Origin of the sequence: Burkholderia arboris (assembly GCF_902499125.1) — a bacterium.
In the GTDB taxonomy this organism is placed as follows: Bacteria; Pseudomonadota; Gammaproteobacteria; order Burkholderiales; family Burkholderiaceae; genus Burkholderia; species Burkholderia arboris.
On record NZ_CABVPX010000032.1, the window covers coordinates 26,144 to 47,433 of the forward strand.

The 21,290-nt window shown below is 67.6% G+C and carries 11 protein-coding genes; 7 read left to right on the plus strand and 4 right to left on the minus strand.

Features of this window, described 5'->3' with window-relative positions; all coding sequences use genetic code 11:
• The first annotated feature begins 4 nt into the window (after positions 1–4).
• Complete coding sequence (locus tag BLA15945_RS29835) at positions 5–3,208, plus strand: error-prone DNA polymerase (RefSeq protein WP_174994090.1); 3,204 nt, start codon at positions 5–7, stop codon at positions 3,206–3,208.
• Positions 3,209–3,294: 86 nt separating this feature from the next.
• Here the strand turns inward: BLA15945_RS29835 and BLA15945_RS29840 are convergent, their stop codons facing one another.
• The 3 genes from BLA15945_RS29840 to BLA15945_RS29850 are packed head-to-tail and all read right to left on the minus strand — an operon-like array spanning position 3,295 to position 9,178.
• Positions 3,295–4,746 (minus strand): short-chain fatty acid transporter, encoded by a 1,452-nt coding sequence (locus BLA15945_RS29840; protein WP_174994091.1) that lies wholly within the window; start codon positions 4,744–4,746, stop codon positions 3,295–3,297.
• Positions 4,747–4,771: 25 nt separating this feature from the next.
• Positions 4,772–5,707, minus strand: a complete 936-nt coding sequence (gene lhpI, locus BLA15945_RS29845) for a bifunctional Delta(1)-pyrroline-2-carboxylate/Delta(1)-piperideine-2-carboxylate reductase (RefSeq protein WP_174994092.1) — start codon at positions 5,705–5,707, stop codon at positions 4,772–4,774.
• A gap of 24 nt (positions 5,708–5,731) precedes the next feature.
• A complete protein-coding gene (locus tag BLA15945_RS29850) occupies positions 5,732–9,178 on the minus strand; it encodes a molybdopterin-dependent oxidoreductase (RefSeq protein ID WP_174994093.1) in 3,447 nt (1,148 codons plus the stop codon).
• A 183-nt stretch (positions 9,179–9,361) separates the two neighbouring features.
• Between BLA15945_RS29850 and BLA15945_RS29855 the strand changes: the two genes are divergently transcribed.
• The 6 genes from BLA15945_RS29855 (at position 9,362) to nagE (ending at position 18,125) form a co-directional block, all read left to right on the plus strand.
• Positions 9,362–10,273, plus strand: a complete 912-nt coding sequence (locus tag BLA15945_RS29855) for a LysR family transcriptional regulator (RefSeq protein ID WP_059233144.1) — start codon at positions 9,362–9,364, stop codon at positions 10,271–10,273.
• Positions 10,274–10,733: 460 nt separating this feature from the next.
• Positions 10,734–11,468, plus strand: coding sequence for a GntR family transcriptional regulator (locus BLA15945_RS29860; protein ID WP_174994094.1), 735 nt, complete (start codon positions 10,734–10,736; stop codon positions 11,466–11,468).
• Positions 11,469–11,566: 98 nt separating this feature from the next.
• Positions 11,567–12,670, plus strand: a complete 1,104-nt coding sequence (gene nagA / locus BLA15945_RS29865; protein ID WP_059233146.1) for an N-acetylglucosamine-6-phosphate deacetylase — start codon at positions 11,567–11,569, stop codon at positions 12,668–12,670.
• Positions 12,663–13,670 carry an SIS domain-containing protein gene (locus BLA15945_RS29870; RefSeq protein ID WP_059233147.1) on the plus strand — a complete coding sequence of 336 codons (1,008 nt, stop codon included), beginning with the start codon at positions 12,663–12,665 and terminating at the stop codon, positions 13,668–13,670. The genes nagA and BLA15945_RS29870 overlap by 8 nt, the downstream gene beginning before the upstream one ends.
• Positions 13,671–13,685: 15 nt before the next feature.
• Complete coding sequence (gene ptsP / locus BLA15945_RS29875; protein ID WP_059233148.1) at positions 13,686–16,268, plus strand: phosphoenolpyruvate--protein phosphotransferase; 2,583 nt, start codon at positions 13,686–13,688, stop codon at positions 16,266–16,268.
• An 87-nt stretch (positions 16,269–16,355) separates the two neighbouring features.
• Positions 16,356–18,125 carry an N-acetylglucosamine-specific PTS transporter subunit IIBC gene (nagE, locus tag BLA15945_RS29880; protein WP_174994095.1) on the plus strand — a complete coding sequence of 590 codons (1,770 nt, stop codon included), beginning with the start codon at positions 16,356–16,358 and terminating at the stop codon, positions 18,123–18,125.
• A 149-nt stretch (positions 18,126–18,274) separates the two neighbouring features.
• Here the strand turns inward: nagE and BLA15945_RS29885 are convergent, their stop codons facing one another.
• Entirely contained in the window at positions 18,275–20,758 is a 2,484-nt protein-coding gene (locus BLA15945_RS29885; RefSeq protein ID WP_174994096.1) for a family 20 glycosylhydrolase, read from the minus strand.
• Positions 20,759–21,290 lie beyond the last annotated feature (532 nt).

Below are 21,290 nucleotides of genomic sequence, written 5' to 3' on the forward strand. Positions count from 1 at the left end.
GGAGATGGTTGCGGAATTCAGCTGGTTGCCCGATTACGCGGAGTTGTTCTGCCGTTCGAATTTTTCGTTTCTGCATGGTGCGTCGCATGCGGAAGAACTGGTCGAGCGCGCATTCGATCTCGGCTATCGCGGAATCGCGATCACCGACGAATGCTCGCTCGCCGGCGCGCCGCGCATGCACGTCGCAGCGCAGGCGAAAGGGCTGCCGCTCATCATCGGTTCGTATTTCGACGTCACGCCGGATGACGTCGCGCCCGGCCACGACCCGGGCCCCGGTGCGTTCGGGCTCGTGTTGCTTGCGCAGAATCGCGAGGGGTACGGCAATCTTTCCGAGCTGATTTCGTGGCGGCGGATGGAAGCGCCGAAGGGTACCTACACGCTGACGTCGCGGATGTTGTCGGCGCCGCCCGCGGAGTTTGCTCATTTGCGCGGCATGCCCGATTGCTTCGCGATTCTCGTGCCCGCGTACCCGGTGCGTGCGGACGTGCTCGAGGCCCAGGTCGCGTGGTTTCGCACGACGTTCGGCGAACGTGCGCGGCTCGGGCTCGTGCAGTTGCAGCGCGCGCTGGACGGTGCGCAGCGCGAGGAGATTCGTGCGGCCGGCGAACGGCGTGGGGTGCGTGTCGTTGCGCTGGGCGACGTGACGATGCACCGGCGCTCGTGCAAGGAGCTGCAGGACGTGATGACGGCGATCCGCGTCGGCATGCCGGTTTCAGAGTGCGGGTATGCGCTTGCGCCGAATGCGGAACAGCATCTGCGTTTGCGACAGCGCATCGGGCAGTTGTACTCGGCGGAAGAGATCGCGGAGACGTGCGCGATTCTCGATGCGTGCGATTTCGAACTCAGCTCGCTTCGCTACGAGTATCCCGACGAGATCGTGCCGAAGGGGCATACGCCGACGAGCTATCTCAAACAGGAGACTCGGGACGGCGCACTTCAACGTTACGCCGGAAAGATACCCGGGCACGTGCAGGAGCGGATCGACTACGAGTTGGCGTTGATCGAGAAGCTGCGCTACGAGCCGTTCTTCCTGACCGTCTACGACATCGTCAAATACGCGCGCAGCCAGAACATCCTGTGCCAGGGCCGAGGCTCGGCCGCGAACTCGGTCGTCTGCTACTGCCTCGGCATCACCGAGGTGAATCCCGAGCAGAGCACCATGCTGTTCGAACGCTTCATCAGCGCGGAGCGCGGCGAGCCGCCCGATATCGACGTCGATTTCGAGCATCAGCGCCGGGAAGAGGTGATCCAGCATATCTACAAAAAATACGGGCACACCCGCGCGGCGCTTGCGGCAGCCGTGTCGACCTATCGCCCGCGCGGCGTGCTGCGCGAAACCGGCAAGGCGCTCGGTGTCGATCCGATGCTGATCGACCGTGTTGCGAAAGGGCATCGCTGGTTCGACGGCAGCCGCGACCTGCTGCAGCAATTCTCGACGATCGGGCTCGATCCGCAGACGCCGCTCATCCAGGCGTGGGCCCAACTCGCCGCGCGGCTGCTCAACTTTCCGCGCCACCTGTCGCAGCACTCGGGCGGTTTCGTGATCAGCCGCGGCAAGCTCACGCGGCTCGTGCCGGTCGAGAACGCCGCGATGGACGGGCGGCGGGTGATCCAGTGGGACAAGGACGATCTCGAGGCGCTCGGGCTGATGAAGGTCGACGTGCTCGCACTTGGCATGCTGTCGGCGCTGCATCGCGCGTTCGACATGCGCACCGCGTGGCGCGGGCCGCCGGAGCCGGACGGCGAGCCGTTCACGCTGAAACACATTCCGCAGGACGATGAGGCGACCTACGACATGATCTGCCGCGCCGATACGGTCGGCGTGTTCCAGATCGAATCGCGCGCGCAGATGTCGATGCTGCCGCGCCTGCAGCCGCGCACGTATTACGACCTGGTGATCGAGGTCGCGATCGTGCGGCCGGGGCCGATCCAGGGCGGGGCCGTGCATCCCTATCTGAAACGGCGCCAGGGTATCGAAAAGGTCAGTTATCCAAAGGAAGATCTGAAGCCGGCGCTCGAACGTACGCAAGGGGTGCCGATCTTCCAGGAGCAGGTGATGCAGGTGGCGATGATCGCAGCCGGCTTCACGCCCGGCGAAGCCGACCAGCTGCGTCGCGCGATGGCCGCATGGAAGCGCAAGGGCAATCTCGAGCAGTACCACCGCAGGATCGTCGACGGGATGCGGGAGCGCGACTATCCGCCCGAATTCGCCGAACAGATCTTCGAGCAGATCAAGGGCTTCGGCGATTACGGTTTCCCCGAAAGCCACGCGGCCAGCTTCGCGAAACTCGCGTACGCGAGCAGCTGGCTCAAATGCCACGAACCCGCGATCTTTCTTGCCGCGCTGCTGAACAGTCAGCCGATGGGTTTCTACCCGCCGTCGCAACTCGTGCAGGACGCGAAGCGCCACGGCGTACAGGTCATGCCGATCGACGTGACGCAAAGCAACTGGGAGGCATCACTCGAAGCGCTGCCCGGCCAGCTGCCGCCGCACGGCCAGCCGGCCGTGCGGCTCGGCCTGTCGCTCGTGCGCGGCCTCGGCGAAGCCGCCGCGCGCCGCATCGAAGCCGCACGCGCAACCGGCCCGTTCGGCAACGTCGACACGCTCGCGCGCCGCGCGCAGCTCGAACGCCGCGACCTCGAAGCACTCGCCGCCGCGAACGCGCTCGCGACGCTCGCCGGTCATCGCCGCGACGCGTTGTGGCAGGCCGTCGCGGCGGCACCGGAGCGCGACCTGCTCGCCGCCGCGCCGATCGACGAAGCGGAGAAGCCCGCGCTTGGCGCGCCGTCGGAAGCCGACGACATCCTCGCCGACTATCACACCACCGGCCTCACGCTGAACCGTCACCCGGTCGCGCTGCTGCGGCCCGCGCTGCGCGCGCGGCGGCTGTCGTCCGCGGCCGAACTGCACGACCGGCCCGACGGCCGGCTCGCGCGTGCGTGCGGGCTCGTGACCGCGCGGCAGATGCCGGGCACCGCGAAAGGCGTGATGTTCATGACGCTCGAGGACGAAACGGGCTGCGTGAACCTGATCGTCCGGCCCGAACTGCTCGCGCGGCAGCGCCGCGAGACCCTCGATTCGCGGCTGCTCGCGGCGTCCGGCGTGTGGCAGGTCGCGAGCGACGTGAGGCACCTCGTCGTACAGCATTTCGAGGATCTGACGCCGCTGCTCGGTGGCCTGCGCACGTCGAGCCGCGAGTTCCACTGATGTTCCACTGATACCGGGGCGCACCGCGCGCGGCACGACGGGCGTGAAGCCGGTCGATCGTCGCGATGCGATGAACCCGTTGCGCGTTACGGCATGACGGGCGGATGGTAGGCGAGTGTGCTCGCGAGCGCCCAGAGCATGAAGATCACGAGCGGCAGGTGAACCACCAGCTGCGTGAACGTGAAACCGACAATGTCGCGGGCACGCAGCCCGAGCACACCGAGTAGCGGCAGCATCCAGAACGGGTTGATCAGGTTCGGCAACGCCTCGGCTGCGTTGTAGACGGTCACGGCCCAGCCCAGATGAACCTGCAGCAGTTTCGCCGCCTCGATGACGTACGGCGCCTCGATGATCCACTTGCCGCCGCCGGACGGCACGAAGAACCCGAGCACGGCCGAATACACGCCCATCAACGCGGGAAACGACGAATGCGACGACATCGTAACGAAGAAATGGGCGAGGTGATCGGAGAGCGGCAGTCCGGCGGGCGCCGCCGCTTTCGTCAGGATGTAGGCGATTCCGCCGTACAGCGGAAACTGGATCAGCACACCCGCAACAGACGGCACCGAACGCGCGACGGCGTTGAGGAATCGCCTCGGCCGCCAGTTCAGCAGCATGCCGAGCAGCAGGAACAGAAAGTTGTACGTGTTCAGATTCGAGATCGCGATCAGCGGGTTCTTCGTCGTGAACTCGTGCCAGGCCCAGATCGCGCCGATCGCGACGATGGCGATGGTGATGAGCGGACTGTACTCGAGCCAGTCCCCCGGGCGGGTCGGACGTGCGAGCGCGGCGTGGCTTTCGTCGAGATCAATGCCCAGCTCCGCCGCGGTTTTCGCCCGCGTGTCGTTGGGCGCGGACAGATAGGCGATCAGCAGCGACACGCCGGTCAACACGACAGCCATCAGCATCGACTGCGGGAGAAAGATCGTCTCGGTGAAGGGGATGACGCCGGAGATGGCCAGCAGCGCCTTGGGCAGGCTGTCCGGATTCGCCTGCAATTGCGATGCGGATGAACTCAATCCCAGCGCCCACGTCGCACCCATCCCGAGATAGGCGGCCGCGCCCGCTGCCCGGTAATCCATGCGCAGATCGGTGCGGCGCGCCAGCGCACGGACCAGCAGGCCGCTGAAGATCAGGCTGATCGCCCAGTTGAACAGCGATGCGACGATACTGACGAGCGCAACGAACGTCACCGCTGCGCGCCCGGACGACGGCAGGCGCGCGAGCGCATCGATCAGCCTCGATGCGGGCGGCGATACCGCGACGACATAACCCGAGATGGCGACGATCGCCATCTGCATCGTGAACGGGATCAAACTCCAGAAGCCGTCGCCGAACGCAACGCCGACCCGCGTGACCGGCGCACCGACCGCCAGTGCGCCCGCCGCCACGATCACCACCGCGAGCGCGGCGAAGATATAGGCGTCCGGGAACCACTTCTCCGACCAGCGTGCCATGCCCGCGGCCATCCGCTCCAGCATGCGTTCGCGGTCAACCGCCGGCGCGTCGCCGCGCTGCACGTCCATCAGCTCTTTCATGTCGATCTCCTTGCCCGTCACGGCGTCAGTTTGTTTTTTCATATATTTGAACAGCCGCGGCCAGATCCTCCAGCGCGGTGCCGACCGCCTTGAACACGGTGCGCTGGCTGTCGTTCGTCCGCCCCCGTGCTTCGCCCCGGCACAGCGCCGTCAGCGTCCGGTTCAGGCTGTCGCGCGCAATGACGTTGCGCGCCAGCGGGCCCAGAAGGTCGCCGGATTTCTGCGGCGCCTCGTCCGTATCGACATAAATCTCCGCCTGCCGGAAGCAGTCGTCGTCCGCTTCGCGCATGCGCGGCGTAAAGCTGCCGATCAGGTCCAGGTGCGACCCCGCTGCGAGCCACTCGCCGCGGACAATCGGTTCCGTCGCCAGCGTCGCGCAGGTGACGACGTCCGCGCGACGGATGCTCTCCTCGAGGTTCGTGACGGGTGTCGCATCGAAGCCGAGCCCGGTCAGCCGCTCGACCAGTCGTGCCACCGCGTCGTGATCCCTGTCCCACACCTCGACGGCCGAGATCGGCAACTGGCTGCGATAGGCGAGCGGAACCAGGCTGCCGACCCGGCCGGCCCCCATCAGCACGAGGCGCGACGCATCCGCGCGGGCCAGATAGGTCGCGGCCAGCGCAGATGCAGCCGCGGTGCGGCGCGACGTGATTTCGTTGCCGTCCAGCTGTGCGAGCGGATTGCCGGTCCGCCCGTCATAGAGCACGTAGGTCGAGTGCAGTCCGGGCATGCCGTGTCCCGCATTGCCCGGGAAGATGTTGACCGTCTTGATGCCCAGGTAGCCGTCGTCTTCCCACGCGGGCATGATGAGCACCGTGCCTTCGTTTTCGCTGTCCGCATGGAGTGTGTGCGAATGACGCAGCGGTACATGGCAGCCGTCGATGAACGCCTGTCGCAGGCGTGCGACCAGCGATTCGAAATCCAGTGCGTCGCGTGTCGCGGCGGCGTCGAAAAATTTCATGGTGAATCTTTCCTCAAACGGGGGTTAGGCGTCGATGCTGACGTCGGTTGCCGGAATGGCCTGGCAGGCGAGGCACATGTCGGATTCATCCGGTCCATGCCCGCTCAAATGCGTGACTTCGCCCGATACGACCTTGACCGCGCAGCTCTCGCATTGCCCGACCCGGCAACCGCTCGGCAATGCGATGCCGAGACGCTCCGCGAACGACAGCAAGCTTCCGTCGCGGGGTGTCCAGGTGGCCGTGCGACGCGATCGCGTGAACTGCACCGCGTATTGCTTTGACGGATCGAGCGCCGGCCTGGACGGCGATCTGAATGCTTCCTTGAAGATGTCGAACGGCGGTACGCCGCGTTCGATCAGTCCCGACGTGATCGCCTGCATCATCGGTTCAGGGCCGCACAGATAAAATCGCGCGCGCCGCCGGATCAGGTCGTCGTCGACCACGTCGGCCGACAGATAGCCCCGCATCTGATAGTCGTGCCCCAGCGTCTCGTCGTGCGGCTGGTTGTAGCAGTTGACTACCTCGAGCTTCGGCAGGCGCCGCCTCAATGTCTCGATGCGTTCGCGGAACGCGTGAGTCGTGCTGTTCAGGTTGGCATAGAAGAGTCTCGACTCCGGCGCGCGATCCGCCTGATCCCGGATCGACTCCAGGTACGAGATGAAGGGCGTGATGCCGATGCCGCCCGCGAACATCACGACCGGCTGCCGCGATGCCGGCGGCACGACGAACGTGCCGCCGGGCGCACCGAGCAACACGGGATCCCCGACCTTGAGCGCGCCGTGGATGTGGGATGACATCGCGCCTTCGAACGCCGTGCCGTCGCGAGTCTGGCCTTTCTGGTGGCGTACCGAGATGGAGTAAGTGCGGCGATCGTCTTCGCGGGCGGCGCCCGTCAGCGAATAGGCGCGCGTCGTCCCGCCGTCGCCGAGCGACGGGATATGCACGGTCACGTGCTGGCCGGGCAAATAGTCCGGCAGCGCGCCGCCGTCCGCGGCGCGAAACGTGACGGTTCGCACGCCGCTCGCTTCGTCCCGCATCGCGGATACGACAAAATCCCGCAGCCCTTTCCACGCTCGTCGCGACGGATCGACCGACCGGTCGAGCCTGATGCGGCAACGCATGGAACGCAGCGGCGACGATCCGCTGACCGGATCGAGTTGCGTTGCCGAGGCGAGCCGGTTGAAATTGCTGTTGCCGGGCCCGCCCGCGGGGAGCGCATCCAGGCCGATTTCGTCGCAGGCTTGCCACCAGCCGTATTCGGCCACGATCACGTCGCGTGCCAGTTCCGGTACGACGCGTGCCTTGAAGCGTGCCGAGCCGTTCGTCGTTTCGATCAGGCACCAGTCGCCGTCGACGATGCCGTGTTCCGCCGCCAGTTCGTCATTGAGTTCCGCTACCGGGTACGGCGCACGGCGACGCAGGCTCGGCAGGCCGCGATGCTGGCTGTGGCAGTAGTACCCGTTCTTCATCGAGGTCAACGTACAGGGGAAGCGACGGCGGTTGTTCGACCGTGCATCCTCGCCGTGCTGCGGCGGTACGTACTGCGGAACGGGCGGGTAGCCGTGACGATGCAGTTTCTCGGAATACAGTTCGACCCGCAGCGTCTCCGTGTTGAAACCACGAATGCCGTCGGGCGTCGCCGCCGCGTACTGCCGCTCGCTTTGGGGCAGCGGCCTGACGATGCCTTCGGGATGGGCGCGCAGCGACGCGACGTCCAGCCCGAGCGGTTCGAGCACGTGATTCCATCCCGCCTCGATGCTGCCGCCGAAGAACGCGTCCTGCATGCCGAGCCGCGTGGCGAGGTCGAAGACGATGTCGTAGTCCGCACGGCTCTCTCCTCTCGGCGGCACCATGCGCTGCCTGAGCTGCACGAGTTCGACCGCGCGCTCGTCGATCTCGAAGCCGAGACGCAGGCCTTCCCGTTCCCACGGCGTGTTCACGGGAAGCAGGATGTCCGCATAGCGTGACGACGGCGTCTCGAAGAGATCGCAGTGAACATGAAAGTCGAGCGCGCAGAGCGCGTCGTGCGCAACGCCGCCATCCGCCTGGGACAGCACCATGTTCGTACCGAACGCGATCAGCGCGCGTACGCGGTAGGGTTCGCCGTCGAGAATGGCACGATAGACGTCGCGCGCCGTGACCCAGCCTTGCGATGGCGGGCCGAGCGGTCGCTCCGCGAGGCCGAGCGCTTTTGCACGTTGCTGCGGGTTCAGCATCGCGTAGCTGCTGACCGCGTTGGCCGGTTGCTTCGTCCATTCCCGATTCGAGCCGTGCGTATCGAACGCGCCCGTCAACGCATACAACGTCGCAATCGAACGCTCGGTCTGAGTGGCATTGGTGTGCATGCCGACGCCCGACCATGCGTGATAGGCAATGGCCTGATGCGGCCGCAGCAGGCGGGCGGCTTCGACGATGTCGGCCGCATCGACCCCCGTGATCGTCGCCGCATGTTCCGGCGTATAGGCGTCGAGCGCTGTCGAATAGAGGTCGAAAGCCGGCGTGCATGCCACGTGCATGCCGTGCCCGGCCGAATCGCGGACCGCCACGTGGCGGACGCCGGCCATCAACAGATCGGAAGGTCGGGTCGCGGGTTCCTCTCCGGCCGGCTCCAGCCGATCGAGCGTCGCGTTCCAGTGCACGTACCGGTTGCTCGACGCGTCCCTGTCGATGTCGCGCTCGCGCAGAAACCGCCCGGTGTCGGCGCGCACGAGCAATGGGCCGTTCGTCCATTCCCGGACGAACGCATCGTCGACGTTGCCGGTCGCGATCATCTGCCGCGCGATCGCCATCGCGAGCGCGCCATCCGTCCCGGGATTGACGCGCAGCCACAGATCGGCCTCGCGTGCGAGCGCGGTCGGCCGCGGATCGACGACGATCAGCCTGGCGCCGTTGCGGCGGCCTTTTGCGATGGCGTCGGCCTGGGCGAGCCAGGTGTTGGCGGGATTGTTTCCCCACAGCACGATGAGCTCCGCATGCCGGTAATCCGCAACGGGAATGCCGCAGCCGAACGTAAAGACATGCGCGCTGTCCTTGTGCCAGTTGCAGATCTCGGTTGCATAGCAAATGTTCGGGCTCCCGAATGACCAGACGAATCGCTCGACCCAGTCGATGCTGTCGCTCATCGGCGTTCCGCTTGGCGTGGTGACGCCAAACGCGACCGACTCGGCACCGTTTTCCCGTTTGAAATGGGCGAGGCGTTCCGCGATCTCGGACAGCGCTTCATCCCAGCCGATGCGTTGCCAGCCGGGGTCGGCGGCATCCTTCGGGCGTGTGCGCCGCATCGGATACAACACGCGATTCGGGTTGTGCACGAGTTCGGGCGCGGCCTTCCCCTTCATGCACATCGCATGGCCGGTCGGATGCGTGTCGTCGGGTCGGACCTTGATCATCGTGTCGCCGCGCACGACGTTGATCGTGCCGCAGCGCGACCGGCACAGCGTGCAATAGCCCTTCTTTTCCTGCGTCTCCATCGGTTCGCATCGTCCACGTCATGTTTCCGACTATGCTAGGAAGCGAAGGCAGCCATGACAAATTCATCCTTTCGATGGTCCGATATATATTGAATCAATATCGCGACCGTCGATCTGGTGTACTGTCCGCGCCTTCGGGGCAACGCTGATCCTGCGTTGCCCGGACTTCCCGGATCCTTTCCCGTGAACACGCACATCACCCTGCGCCAGATCGAATACTTCGTCTCCGTTGCCGATACGGGGCAAATTTCGAAGTCGGCCAATCTTTGTTCGGTGTCTCAATCGTCGATGACGATCGCATTGCGGAAACTCGAGGATGCGGTCGGCGTCACGCTGCTTCTGCGTCATGCGAAAGGCGTCCGTCTGACACCGGCCGGCGAGCGGTTTCTGCGTCATGTGCAGCACGCGACGATGTCCATCGACCGCGCCGTTTCAGCCGCGCAGGAGGATCCCGAGCAAATCTCGGGGCATGTCCGTATCGGGATGACCGAAACCATCTCGGCGTATCTGATGCCGTCGCTGATGTCCGCCATTTCGCGGCGGTTCGGCAACCTGAGCGTGAGCATCGTCGAAAGCGAACGCGAAGCAATCGAGGAGATGCTGGTCGACGATCGCCTCGATATTGCGCTGCTGCTGGTGTCGAACACCGCGGAAGTCGGCGACCTGAAATACGAGACGATGCTTCGTTCGCCGCGCCGGCTGTGGACCCATCCGGATCATCCGCTGCAGGACGCCCATCGCGTCACGCTCGAAGACGTCGCGCGCGAGAACTATCTGCTGCTGGACATGGACGAGCACCTGCGAACCGTCGGCAAGTACTGGGGGAGCTACGGGATCACGCCGAACGTCTGGATGCAGAGCAAATCGATCGAGGCCGTGAGAAGCCTCGTCGCGCTCGGGCAAGGGGTGACGATACTCTCGGACCTCGTGTACCGGCCCTGGTCCCTGGAAGGAAACCGGATCAGCCGCCGCAATCTCAGCGTGACCGTGCCGACGATGGACGTCGGTGCGGTGTGGCGGCGGGGCGGAGCGACGTCGGCGCCATGCCGTGCGCTGCTGGATCTGTTCCGGTCGTGGAGAAGGACGGCCGAGTAGGAGGCGATGCGCGCGGGCGTCCGCGTCGTGCCGGATGCGGATCGGGCCGGCCGACGGCCGCGCGAGATTCGGCCGAGGTGAACGTTCGTCCTACGCCACGATTGCACGGAGTTTGCCCGCGGCCCTTCCGGCGCCGGCCGGTCCGCCTGTCCCCGTCGCACCGGCACCCCCGCCGCCGATGCATACCAGTCCGCCCAACTGGTTCTATTTCGGTCTCATATTTGCACCCGAAACCCGGCCCGGCCACGCACCGGAACTGTCCCCTTGCATACCAATCCGGGTAAATCCCTATCCTGCATCACGTTGTAAACAAAGGCTTTGCTGGTGCTAAAACGCTTGCCGGGCAAGGCTTGCGGGGATTTTCACGACGCTAATACCAGTTCGTTGACTGGTATTATGGTGGTTATATAATGCGTTCACTTTCGACGGCCCGAGGTCGTCGTCCGACACCCGGAGGCACATGGAAACCGGCTGGTCCGAACTGGCGCCCGATCCGCTCAACGATACGCCGCTCTATCTGCAGCTCGCCCGCAACCTGGCGAGCGCGATCCACGGCGACGCGTGGCGGGCCGGCGAGGCGCTGCCGTCGGAGCGGCTGCTGTCGGTGTCGGTCGGCGTATCGCGGATCACGGCCCGCCGTGCACTGGCGCTGCTGGTCGAGCAGGGATTGATCAAGCGGGCGCGCGGGGCGGGCAGTTTCATCACGCCGCGCGTGGCCGATCCGCTGTCGCGTCTCGTCGGCTTCACCGCGAAGATGCAGCAGCGCGGCTTCGTGCCCGATTCGGTGTGGCTGTCGCGCACGCTGCGCGCCGCGAGCCGCGACGAGATCACGCGTCTCGGCCTCGCGCCGGGTGCGACGGTTGCCCGGCTCGAACGGCTGCGCCGCGCGGACGGCATCGTGATGGCGGTCGAGCACTCGACGCTGCCGGCTGCGGTGGTGCCCGATCCGCAGGTGCTCGGCGCGTCGCTGTACGAATACCTCGACGCGCGCGGCATGACCGTCGTGCGTGCGCTGCAGCACTTTCGCGCGGCGAACGCGACGCACGCGATCGCGAAATGGATGGCGGTGAAGCCGGGCTCGGCACTGCTGGTGATCACGCGAATCGGCTACGGCGCCGACCAGCGCGCGATCGAAGTGAGCGAAACGTATTGCCGCGACGACTACTACGACTTCGTCGCCGAACTGAAACGCTGACGCGCGAGACTGCCCGCGCGCGGCACGCGCGAAGCAACGACACGAATTTGCAAATCACGACGCGGATGCACGCGTCACCAGATCATCAAGAGAACGTCATGCTGACTGGAAACATCCTCACCCCCGACGGCTGGATCTACGGATCGCTCGATAGCGAGAACGGCCGCATCACCACGCTCGACGGCAAGCCCGTCGATCCCGCGAAGAACGACGCGCCGTACATCCTGCCCGGCTTCATCGACCTGCACGTGCACGGCGGCGGCGGCGCCGACGTGATGGAAGGCGGCGACGCGATCGAGACGATCGTCCGCACGCACGCGCAGTTCGGCACGACGAGCCTGCTCGCGACGACGATGACCGCGCCGCGCGACGAACTGATGCAGGTTGTCGCGAACCTCGGCAGCGTTGCGCGTACGCGCACGCCGGGCGGCTCGCGCGTGCTCGGCGTGCACCTCGAAGGGCCGTACATCAACCCCGGCAAGCTCGGCGCGCAGCCCGACGCGGCCGTGTCGGCCGTGCTCGACGAAGTGCTGAAGTACCTGTCGATCGCGCCGATCCGCGTCGTCACGCTCGCACCGGAAATCGCGGGCCACATCGAGATCATCGGCGAGATGGCCGCGCGCGGCGTACGCGTGCAGCTCGGCCACTCGCTCGCGACCTACGACGACGCGGTCGCCGCGCTCAAGCACGGCGCATGCGGTTTCACGCACCTGTTCAACGCGATGTCGCCGCTGCACCACCGCAACCCGGGCCTCGTGGGCGCGGCGCTTGCTCACGCCGAATACGCGGAAATCATCCCCGACCTGCTGCACGTGCATCCGGGTGCGATTCGTGCCGCGCTGCGCGCGATCCCGCGCCTGTACGTCGTGACCGACAGCACGTCCGCAACGGGCATGCCCGACGGCGAATACCGGCTCGGCAGCCAGCACGTGACGAAGTGCCTCGGCGGCGTGCGGCTGGCCGACGGCACGCTTGCCGGCAGCACGCTGACGATGGACCAGGCGTTGCGCAACCTCGTATCGCTCGGCCTGCCGATTGCCGACGTGTCGAACCGGATGTCGCGCTACGCGGCCGACTACCTCGGCGTCACCGATCGCGGCCGCCTCGAGCGCGGCGCATGGGCCGACCTCGCGGTGTTCGACCGCGACCTGAACCTCACCGCGACCTACGTCGAAGGAGAATCGATTGTCGAATATGCTTAAGGAAGCGCGCGAGTCCGCCCAGGTCGTCGCCGCGCAGATCGCCGACACCTCGCGCGTCGAAGCGCTTGCCGGTCAATTGCTCGATCACCCGCCGGCCGTCGCGCTGACGGTCGCACGCGGCAGCTCGGATCACGCCGCGAGCTATTTCGCGAGCCTGACGATGAGCCGCCTCGGCGTGCCGGTCGCATCGCTGCCGATGTCGGTCGCGACGCTGCAGCAGGCGCCGCTGAAGGTGCAGGACCAGCTTGCAATCGCCTTTTCCCAGTCGGGCAAGAGCCCCGATCTCGTCAACACGATGGCCGCGCTGCGCGAAGCCGGCGCACGCACCGTTGCCGCCGTGAACGTGCTGCCGTCGCCGCTCGCCGACGCGTGCGAGCACCAGCTGCCGCTGCTCGCCGGCCCCGAACTGTCGGTTGCCGCGACGAAGAGCTATATCGCGATGCTGTCGCTGTCCGCGCAGATCGTCGCCTACTGGCAGCGCGACGCCGCGCTGATGACCGCGTTGCGCGGGCTGCCCGACGTGCTCGCGCAGGCCGGCCGGCTCGACTGGTCGCAGGCGGTTGCCGCGCTCGCGGGCGTCGAGCGGATGATCGTCATCGGCCGCGGTCTCGGCCTCGCGATCGCGCAGGAAGCCGCGCTGAAGCTGAAGGAAACGTCCGGCATCCAGGCCGAGGCGTTCTCGAGCGCCGAAGTCCGTCACGGCCCGATGGAGCTGATCGACCGCGACTATCCGCTGCTCGTGTTTGCACCGCCCGGGCCCGAGCAGGCCGGCCTGCTGCAGCTCGCCGCCGACATGCGCGCCCGCGGCGCGGCCGTGCTGCTCGCGGCGCCCGCCGGCACCCCCGGCGCGACGCTGCCGCTTGCGCAGTCCGCCCATTCGGCGCTCGACCCGATCGCCGCCATTCTTTCGTTCTACGTGATGGCGGCGGATCTCGCCGTCGCGCGCGGCCGCAATCCCGACACGCCGCGCCACCTGAACAAAGTCACCGAAACGCACTGATAGCCGAGAAAGCCGATGAGACGCGCCGAGGAGTCCCAGTTGAAGAGTCCCACCCACGATCAGATCGTCCTGCTTAGCCCCTTGACGGGGCCGATCGTCGCGCTGGCCGACGTGCCCGATCCGGTGTTCTCCGGCGGAATGTTCGGCGACGGCATCGGCATCGACCCGCTCGCGGGCAAACTCGTCGCGCCGTGCGCGGGCGTCGTGTCGCATCTCGCGCGCACGGGCCACGCGGTGACGATCACGACGCCGCAAGGCGCGGAAGTGCTGCTGCACATCGGCATCGATACCGTCGAGCTGAACGGGCAGGGCTTCATCGCACACGTCGAAGCCGGCGCACGTGTCGACGCGGGCACGCTGCTGATCGAATTCGATCAGGACGCGGTGGCGCGCAGCGCGCATTCGCTCGTGTCGGTGATCGCGATCGCGAACTCCGACGCGTTCGAGGTCGTCGACCGTGCGAGCGGTTTCGCGACCGCTGGCGAGACGCCGCTGCTCGCGTTGCGCGGCAAGGGCGCAGCCGCTGCGCAGGCGGCACAGACCGGCGCGGCGGCCATGAACGAAGTGCGCCGCGAGATCGTGCTCGCGCAGCCGGGCGGCCTGCATGCGCGGCCGGCCGCGCGTGCGCGCGAAGCCGTGCGCGGGTTCGACGCGACCGTCGACGTGCTGTTCGACGGCCGCAAGGCATCGATCGCGAGCGTCGTCGGCTTGCTCGGCCTGGGCGCCGGCGAAGGTGCGACGGTCGAACTGGTTGGCCGCGGCGCGCATGCGCAACAGGCGGTCGATGCAGTCGAGCACGAGCTGCTGCGCGAAGCGCACGGCGAAGTCGAGGAAAAGCCGGCGCGGATGACGTCGCCCGTGCCGCAGACGATCGCGCGCAACACCGGCGCGCAGATCGACCCGAACACGCTCGCCGGCGTGTGCGCGGCGCCCGGCATCGCAGTCGGCACGCTGGTGCGTCTCGACGACGCGGAAATCGTGCCGCCCGAGCAGGCTGCCGGCACGCCGGCGACGGAAAGCCGCCAGCTCGACCAGGCACTGAAGGCGGTCGACGCCGAACTCGACGAAACGGTGCGCAACGCATCGGCGCGCGGGGCGGTCGGCGAAGCGGGTATCTTCGCGGTGCATCGCGTGCTGCTCGAGGACCCGACGCTGATCGACGCAGCGCGCGACCTGATCAGCCTCGGCAAGAGCGCGGGTTTCGCGTGGCGCGCGACGATCCGCACGCAGATCGACACGCTGTCGAAGCTCGACGACGCGCTGCTCGCCGAACGCGCAGCCGATCTGCGCGACATCGAGAAGCGCGTGCTGCGTGCGCTCGGCCACACGAACGGTGCCGCGCGTGCGCTGCCCGACGAGGCCGTGCTCGCGGCCGAGGAATTCACGCCGTCCGACCTGTCGTCGCTCGATCGCCAGCGCGTGACCGCGCTCGTGATGGCGCGCGGCGGCGCGACGTCGCACGCGGCGATCATCGCGCGACAGCTCGGCATTCCGGCGCTGGTCGCGGTCGGCGATGCGCTGTACGCGATTCCCGACGGCACGCAGGTCGTCGTCGATGCGAGTGCCGGCCGGCTCGAACATGCACCGACCGCGCTCGACGTCGAACGCGCGCGGCACGAGCGCCAGCGCCTGGACGGCGTGCGCGAGGCAAACCGGCAACTCGCCGGTGAAGCCGCAGCAACGGTCGACGGCCGCGCGATCGAGGTCGCCGCGAACATCGCGACGCTCGACGATGCGAACACCGCGGTCGACAACGGCGCGGACGCGGTCGGCCTGCTGCGCACCGAACTGATGTTCATCCATCGCCAGGCTGCGCCGACGGTCGTCGAACACCAGCAGAGCTACCAGTCGATCGTCGACGCGCTGCAGGGCCGCACCGCGATCATCCGCACGCTCGACGTCGGCGCGGACAAGGAAGTCGACTACCTGACGCTGCCGCCCGAACCGAACCCGGCGCTCGGCCTGCGCGGCATCCGCCTCGCGCAGGTGCGCCCCGATCTGCTCGACGATCAATTGCAGGGCCTGCTCGCGGTGAAGCCGCTCGGCGCGGTGCGCATCCTGCTGCCGATGGTGACCGACGCGGGCGAGCTCGTGCGGCTGCGCAAGCGCATCGACGAATTCGCGCGTGCGCAGGGCCGCACCGAGCCGATCGAAGTCGGCGTGATGATCGAGGTGCCGTCGGCCGCGCTGCTGGCCGACCAGCTCGCGCAGCACGCGGATTTCCTGTCGATCGGCACCAACGACCTGACCCAATACACGCTCGCGATGGACCGCTGCCAGGCCGATCTGGCCGCGCAATCCGACGGCCTGCATCCGGCCGTGCTGCGCCTGATCGACATCGCGGTGCGCGGCGCCGCGAAGCACGGCAAGTGGGTCGGCGTGTGCGGCGCGCTCGGCGGCGATCCGCTCGCGGTGCCGGTCCTGGTGGGCCTCGGCGTGACCGAACTGTCGGTCGACCCCGTGTCGGTGCCGGGCATCAAGGCGCGTGTGCGCCGTCTCGATTACCAGTTGTGCCGTCAGCGCGCGCAGGATCTGCTCGCGCTCGATTCGGCACAGGCGGTAAGGGCAGCAAGTCGCGAGGTCTGGCCGCTCGACTGACCGTCGGCGGCAGGTTCGCGACCCGTATTACGACGAAAGCCATCAGCTCAACGACGATTAATGACGAGACAAGGATTGGAGGACTGAATGAACGGGAATCCGTTTCTGAAAATACAGGGCCTGGGCCGGGCACTGATGCTGCCGATCGCGGTACTGCCGGTCGCCGGCATCCTGCTGCGACTCGGCCAGCCGGACGTGTTCAACATCAAGATGATCGCCGATGCCGGCGGTGCGATCTTCGACAACCTGCCGCTGCTGTTCGCGATCGGCGTGGCGGTCGGCTTCGCGAAGGACAACAACGGCGTGGCAGCCCTCGCGGGCGCGATCGGCTACCTGATCGAAACCGCGATCATGAAGGACATCGATCCCAAGCTGAACATGGGCGTGCTGTCCGGGATCATCGCGGGTGTCGTCGCGGGCCTGCTGTACAACCGCTACAAGGACATCAAGCTGCCGGACTACCTCGCGTTCTTCGGCGGCAAACGGTTCGTGCCGATCATAACGGGGCTGGTCTGCGTGATACTCGGCATCGTGTTCGGGTACGTGTGGCAGCCGGTCCAGCATCTGATCGACGCGGCCGGCCAATGGCTGACGACGGCGGGCGCGATCGGGGCGTTCGTGTTCGGCTTCCTGAACCGCCTGCTGCTCGTCACGGGCCTGCACCACATCATCAACTCGCTCGCGTGGTTCGTGTTCGGCAACTTCACGCCGCCCGCCGGCGGCGAGATCGTGCACGGCGACTTGCACCGCTTCTTCGCGGGCGACCCGACCGCAGGCACCTTCATGGCCGGTTTCTTCCCGATCATGATGTTCGGCCTGCCGGCCGCGTGTCTCGCGATGTTGCACGAGGCACCGAAGGAGCGCCGCGCGATGGTCGGCGGCCTGCTGTTCTCGATGGCGCTCACGTCGTTCCTGACCGGCGTGACCGAGCCGATCGAATTCAGCTTCATGTTCCTCGCGCCGGTGCTGTACGTGATCCACGCGGTGCTGACGGGGCTGTCGCTCGCAGTCTGCCAGATCCTCGGCGTGAAGCTGGGCTTCACGTTCTCGGCCGGCGCGATCGACTACGTGCTGAACTACGGGCTGTCGACGAAGGGCTGGATCGCGATCCCGCTCGGCATCGCGTATGGCGTCGCGTACTACGGGCTGTTCCGCTTCTTCATCCGCAAGTTCAACATGGCGACGCCGGGCCGTGAGCCGGCATCGGCCGATGCGGCTGCCGAATCGTACGCATCGGGCGGCTTCGTCGCACCGGCTGCGGGCGCCGCTGCGACGGCCGCCGCACCGCGCGCGCAGCGCTACATCGCCGCACTCGGCGGCGCGGGCAACCTGTCGTTCGTCGACGCCTGCACGACGCGCCTGCGCCTGACCGTCGTCGATCCGGAGAAGGTCTCGGAGCCGGAACTGAAGTCGATCGGTGCGCGCGGCGTGCTCAAGCGCGGCGGCAACAGCGTGCAGGTGATCATCGGGCCGGAGGCCGACATCATCGCCGACGAAATGCGTGCCGCGATCGGCAGCGGCGCGACGGGTGCCGCGTCGACCGCGACGGCTGCTGCTGCGCAGCCCGTCACGGGCGCGGCCGCCGGCCCGCTCGATCCGGAGCCGGCGCGCTGGCTCGCGGTGTTCGGCGGCGCGACCAACGTCGCATCGCTCGATGCAGTGGCGACCACGCGCCTGCGCGTTGTCGTGCGCGATCCGTCGGCGGTCGATCGCGATCGCCTCGGTGCGCTCGACGTCGCCTGGGTGTCGCTCGACACGTTCCACATCGTCTGCGGCAACGCGGCCGCACGCTATGCCGAACAGCTTGGCGCGCGCCTGCCGTCGTCGGGCGGCGGCGCCGCCGTGCAACCGGCATGATGCGATGAAGCCGGCCGGATCCGCGTGGCGGATTCGGCCAGGCGGTAAAACGAAAACGGCTTGCGATGCGTCGCAAGCCGTTTTTCTTTGGGGCGGGCGAGGGGGCGATGCGTTCGCCCGCATCGCGCATCGCGCGAGCGTTCAGCCGGTCACGGATTCGTCAGCGTGAAGGTCGGCTTCCGGTAACCGACACCGGCCCGGTCGAGCTTCGGCAGCTCGCGTTGCGTGAGCAGTGTCGCGAAGCCGGCCCAGTCGCGCTGCAGCGCAGCCGTGTCGACGTGATGCGTGTCGCCGCGCTTGAAGCGCACGCCGGCCGCATACGGCAGCTCCCAGTCGGCGCGGTGCCACGCGCGCTCGGCGAGTGCGAGCAGCCGCGGATAGGCCATGTATTCGAGGAAGGTGTCGTTGCGCATCACCTCGCCCCACGCTTGCCCCTGCATGCCTTCGATGCGCGGCGCGGGCCCCGTGCCGGTCACTTCGAACGGGTTGCCGTCGCGGTCGCCCATCACTTCGGCGTTCTGCGGCAGGTTCTCCGGCGCGAGCGAGAACACCTTGTACTCGTCCGTCGCGTGCGAGCCCCAGTAGTAGCCGCGCTCGCGCGGGTTCAGCGTGTACGGGAAGTCGAAGTACAGGTAGTCGGGCAGCGCGAGCACCGTCAGGTAGCCCTTGCCGCTCAGGTCGCGTGCGCTGTCCGACGCCCCCCAGAAGATCGTGTCCCACAGCGACACCATCACGTGGCGCGTGCTGAAGTCCTGCGGCCCGTTCGCATGCTTGATGCCGTCCTGCCACGCGGCCATCGTGTCGATCCCGTTCGCGTTGACGGCCGCGCTCACCTGTTTCGCGAAACGCGTCGGCAGCTCGTCGATCGACTTGATCTCGCCGCGCTGGAGCAGCGTCGTACACGCGGGCGAACGCGCCCACGGCTTGTCCTGCGCGGCGAGATCGATGCGCCCCTTGTTCGGGTCGGTGCCGTTCAGCGGCTGGAAGCCCGCGCCGAGGAAGATGTTCTTCGCTTCGTCGCCGCCGTAGTGCCACGTCTGCAGCGGCGCCTGCGCGTCCGCGTGCATCGCCGCGATCTCGCGGATCACCTTCGACGCGAAATTGAGCGCGCCCGGCACGCACGGGTTCAGGTCGCTGCGCCGGTCGTAGAACTGCACCGTCGTCAGGTTCGTCGTGTCCTGCGGATCGAGCAGCCGGTATGCGTTCGCTTCCTGCTCGCGGCCGGCCGCATGCAGCCGCCGGTAGCGCGCTTCCATCGTCACGACGGCCGCGCGCGCATGCGCGGGCATGTCGATCTCGGGGATGATCTGCACGAAGTGCGCGGCCGCGTAGCGCACGAGCGACACGTAGTCGTCGCGCGTCAGGTAGCCGCCGCCCGAACGGTTGTCGGGGCCCGAGCCGAGCTGTGGCAGCAGGCAGCGCGTCTCGCTCGGGTCGTGGCAGCGGCGCCCGCCGATCTCGGTCAGCTCGGGCAGGCCGGGAATCTCGATGCGCCAGCCTTCGTCGTCGGACAGGTGCAGGTGCAGGCGGTTGAGCTTGTACGCGCTCATCTGGTCGATCAGGCGGCGCAGCGTCGCCGGGTGCTTGAAGTTGCGCGCGAGATCGACGTGCATCCCGCGATGGGTAAAGCGCGGCGCATCCTCGACGAGCATCGCCGGGATCGGGCCGCCGCCGGCCGGCGCGAGCGAGTAGAGCGTCTGCACGCCGTAGTAGAGGCCCGCGCGATCGTAGCCTTCGATCAGCACGCCGCGCGGCCCGATCGCGAGGCGGTAGCCGCCCGGCGTCGCGATGTCGGCCGGCAGCCGGCGCGGCGCGACGGCGCCGCGAACCGGTATGCGTGCGCCGTCGAGCCCGAGGGTCGTCGCGCGTTCGCGCAGCGCCGCGACCTGCGCGTCCGGCAGGTCCGGCAGCGCGAGCTCGACGCCGCGCAGGTCGAGCGTGCCGGGCAGCGGCTGTTCGCGCTTCACGCTCGGCAGCGCGCGGCTCGCATCCGGCCGCGCGGCCACGGGCGGCGCATTGCCGGTCGAGTTGTTCTGCGCGTCGGCCGGCAGCGATTCGACGTAGCGCAGCTCGTTGTCGGTGTCGTTGTAGCGGAGCACGGCCGGCGGTGCGCCGTCGACGACGACATACGGGCGCGGAATCACGTCGCTGTAGCGCAGCAGCCAGTATTCGGCGACGAACGGCAGCTCGAGGCGCTCGCCGGGTGCGAGCCGCACCGAGCCCGGCTGCGGCGTCAGTTCGTACAGGTCGCCGGTGAGCCGCCGCAGCGCGAAGCCCGGACGGTCGATCCGCAGCAGCCGGCGGATGCTGTGCAGGTAGAGCTTCCAGCCACCGTCGGCGATCGCCTGGTGGCCGCGGTTCTGCAGGATCAGGCGGCCCGTCGCGCAGGCCGCGCCGTCGGCGCCGAGATCGGCGCACGGCACGCCGGCCGTGCCCGCGTGGTTGTTGTCGACGGCGACGCGCAACGCGAGGCCGTTCGACAGCGCCGCCGCGAGGCTGGCGGCTTGCGCGGTGGCCAGCGCGGTGCCGGCGGTCGCGCCGGAGGCGGCCGGCGCCGGTTGGGCCGCATTCGCGGCTGGCGACAGCACCGCGATCAGCAGACTTGCAAGAAGGGATGGCAAGGTACGCTTCACTCGAACTCCTGAAAAAAAGGGGGCCTGGCGGCGTCGTGGGGCGACGTCGCGGCGTTCGGGTCTTTCAATGGAGCTGCGGGAGATACCGGCACGCGGGGCGATGCGACTGCACCGCGCGCCATCTGCACGCGGAGGCGTGCGTTACGGAACGGGAGGCGGGCACGCGTGCCGATCGGATCGGCGCGGTGATGTGCGCATGATCATCGGTGCCGCGCCGCAATTGCCGCGGCGGCAAGCCGACCGCAGTCGGCCCGGTTCGGCCGGCCGCGCACGAGCGCGAGCGCGACGGCGGACACCGCCGTACGCGGACGTCGACATGGCGCGCCGGCGCGCGCCACACACGGGATTCGCATGTCTCCCCCACCCAGAAGGAATCGGCCTGTCAGCGGCCGTGTCCAAAGATCTTATGAAACCTTTTATTGGTATTCAAGTGGTATCAATCTGGCGCTAAATTGGCATCGGCTCCCGGCACCTGTCCGGCGGGGCCGGACGAAAAAAAACCTCGCGCGAGGCGAGGTTCGTTCCGGACGGC

What these genes read in the sequence shown, in the direction of transcription:
- nagA (WP_059233146.1), top strand. Translation starts at nt 11,567, where the DNA reads ATGCTGACTGGAAACATCCTCACCCCCGACGGCTGGATCTACGGATCG.
- ptsP (WP_059233148.1), top strand. Translation starts at nt 13,686, where the DNA reads ATGAGACGCGCCGAGGAGTCCCAGTTGAAGAGTCCCACCCACGATCAG.
- nagE (WP_174994095.1), top strand. Translation starts at nt 16,356, where the DNA reads ATGAACGGGAATCCGTTTCTGAAAATACAGGGCCTGGGCCGGGCACTG.
- lhpI (WP_174994092.1), bottom strand. Translation starts at nt 5,707, where the DNA reads ATGAAATTTTTCGACGCCGCCGCGACACGCGACGCACTGGATTTCGAA.
- BLA15945_RS29870 (WP_059233147.1), top strand. Translation starts at nt 12,663, where the DNA reads ATGCTTAAGGAAGCGCGCGAGTCCGCCCAGGTCGTCGCCGCGCAGATC.
- BLA15945_RS29835 (WP_174994090.1), top strand. Translation starts at nt 5, where the DNA reads ATGGTTGCGGAATTCAGCTGGTTGCCCGATTACGCGGAGTTGTTCTGC.
- BLA15945_RS29860 (WP_174994094.1), top strand. Translation starts at nt 10,734, where the DNA reads ATGGAAACCGGCTGGTCCGAACTGGCGCCCGATCCGCTCAACGATACG.
- BLA15945_RS29840 (WP_174994091.1), bottom strand. Translation starts at nt 4,746, where the DNA reads ATGAAAGAGCTGATGGACGTGCAGCGCGGCGACGCGCCGGCGGTTGAC.
- BLA15945_RS29850 (WP_174994093.1), bottom strand. Translation starts at nt 9,178, where the DNA reads ATGGAGACGCAGGAAAAGAAGGGCTATTGCACGCTGTGCCGGTCGCGC.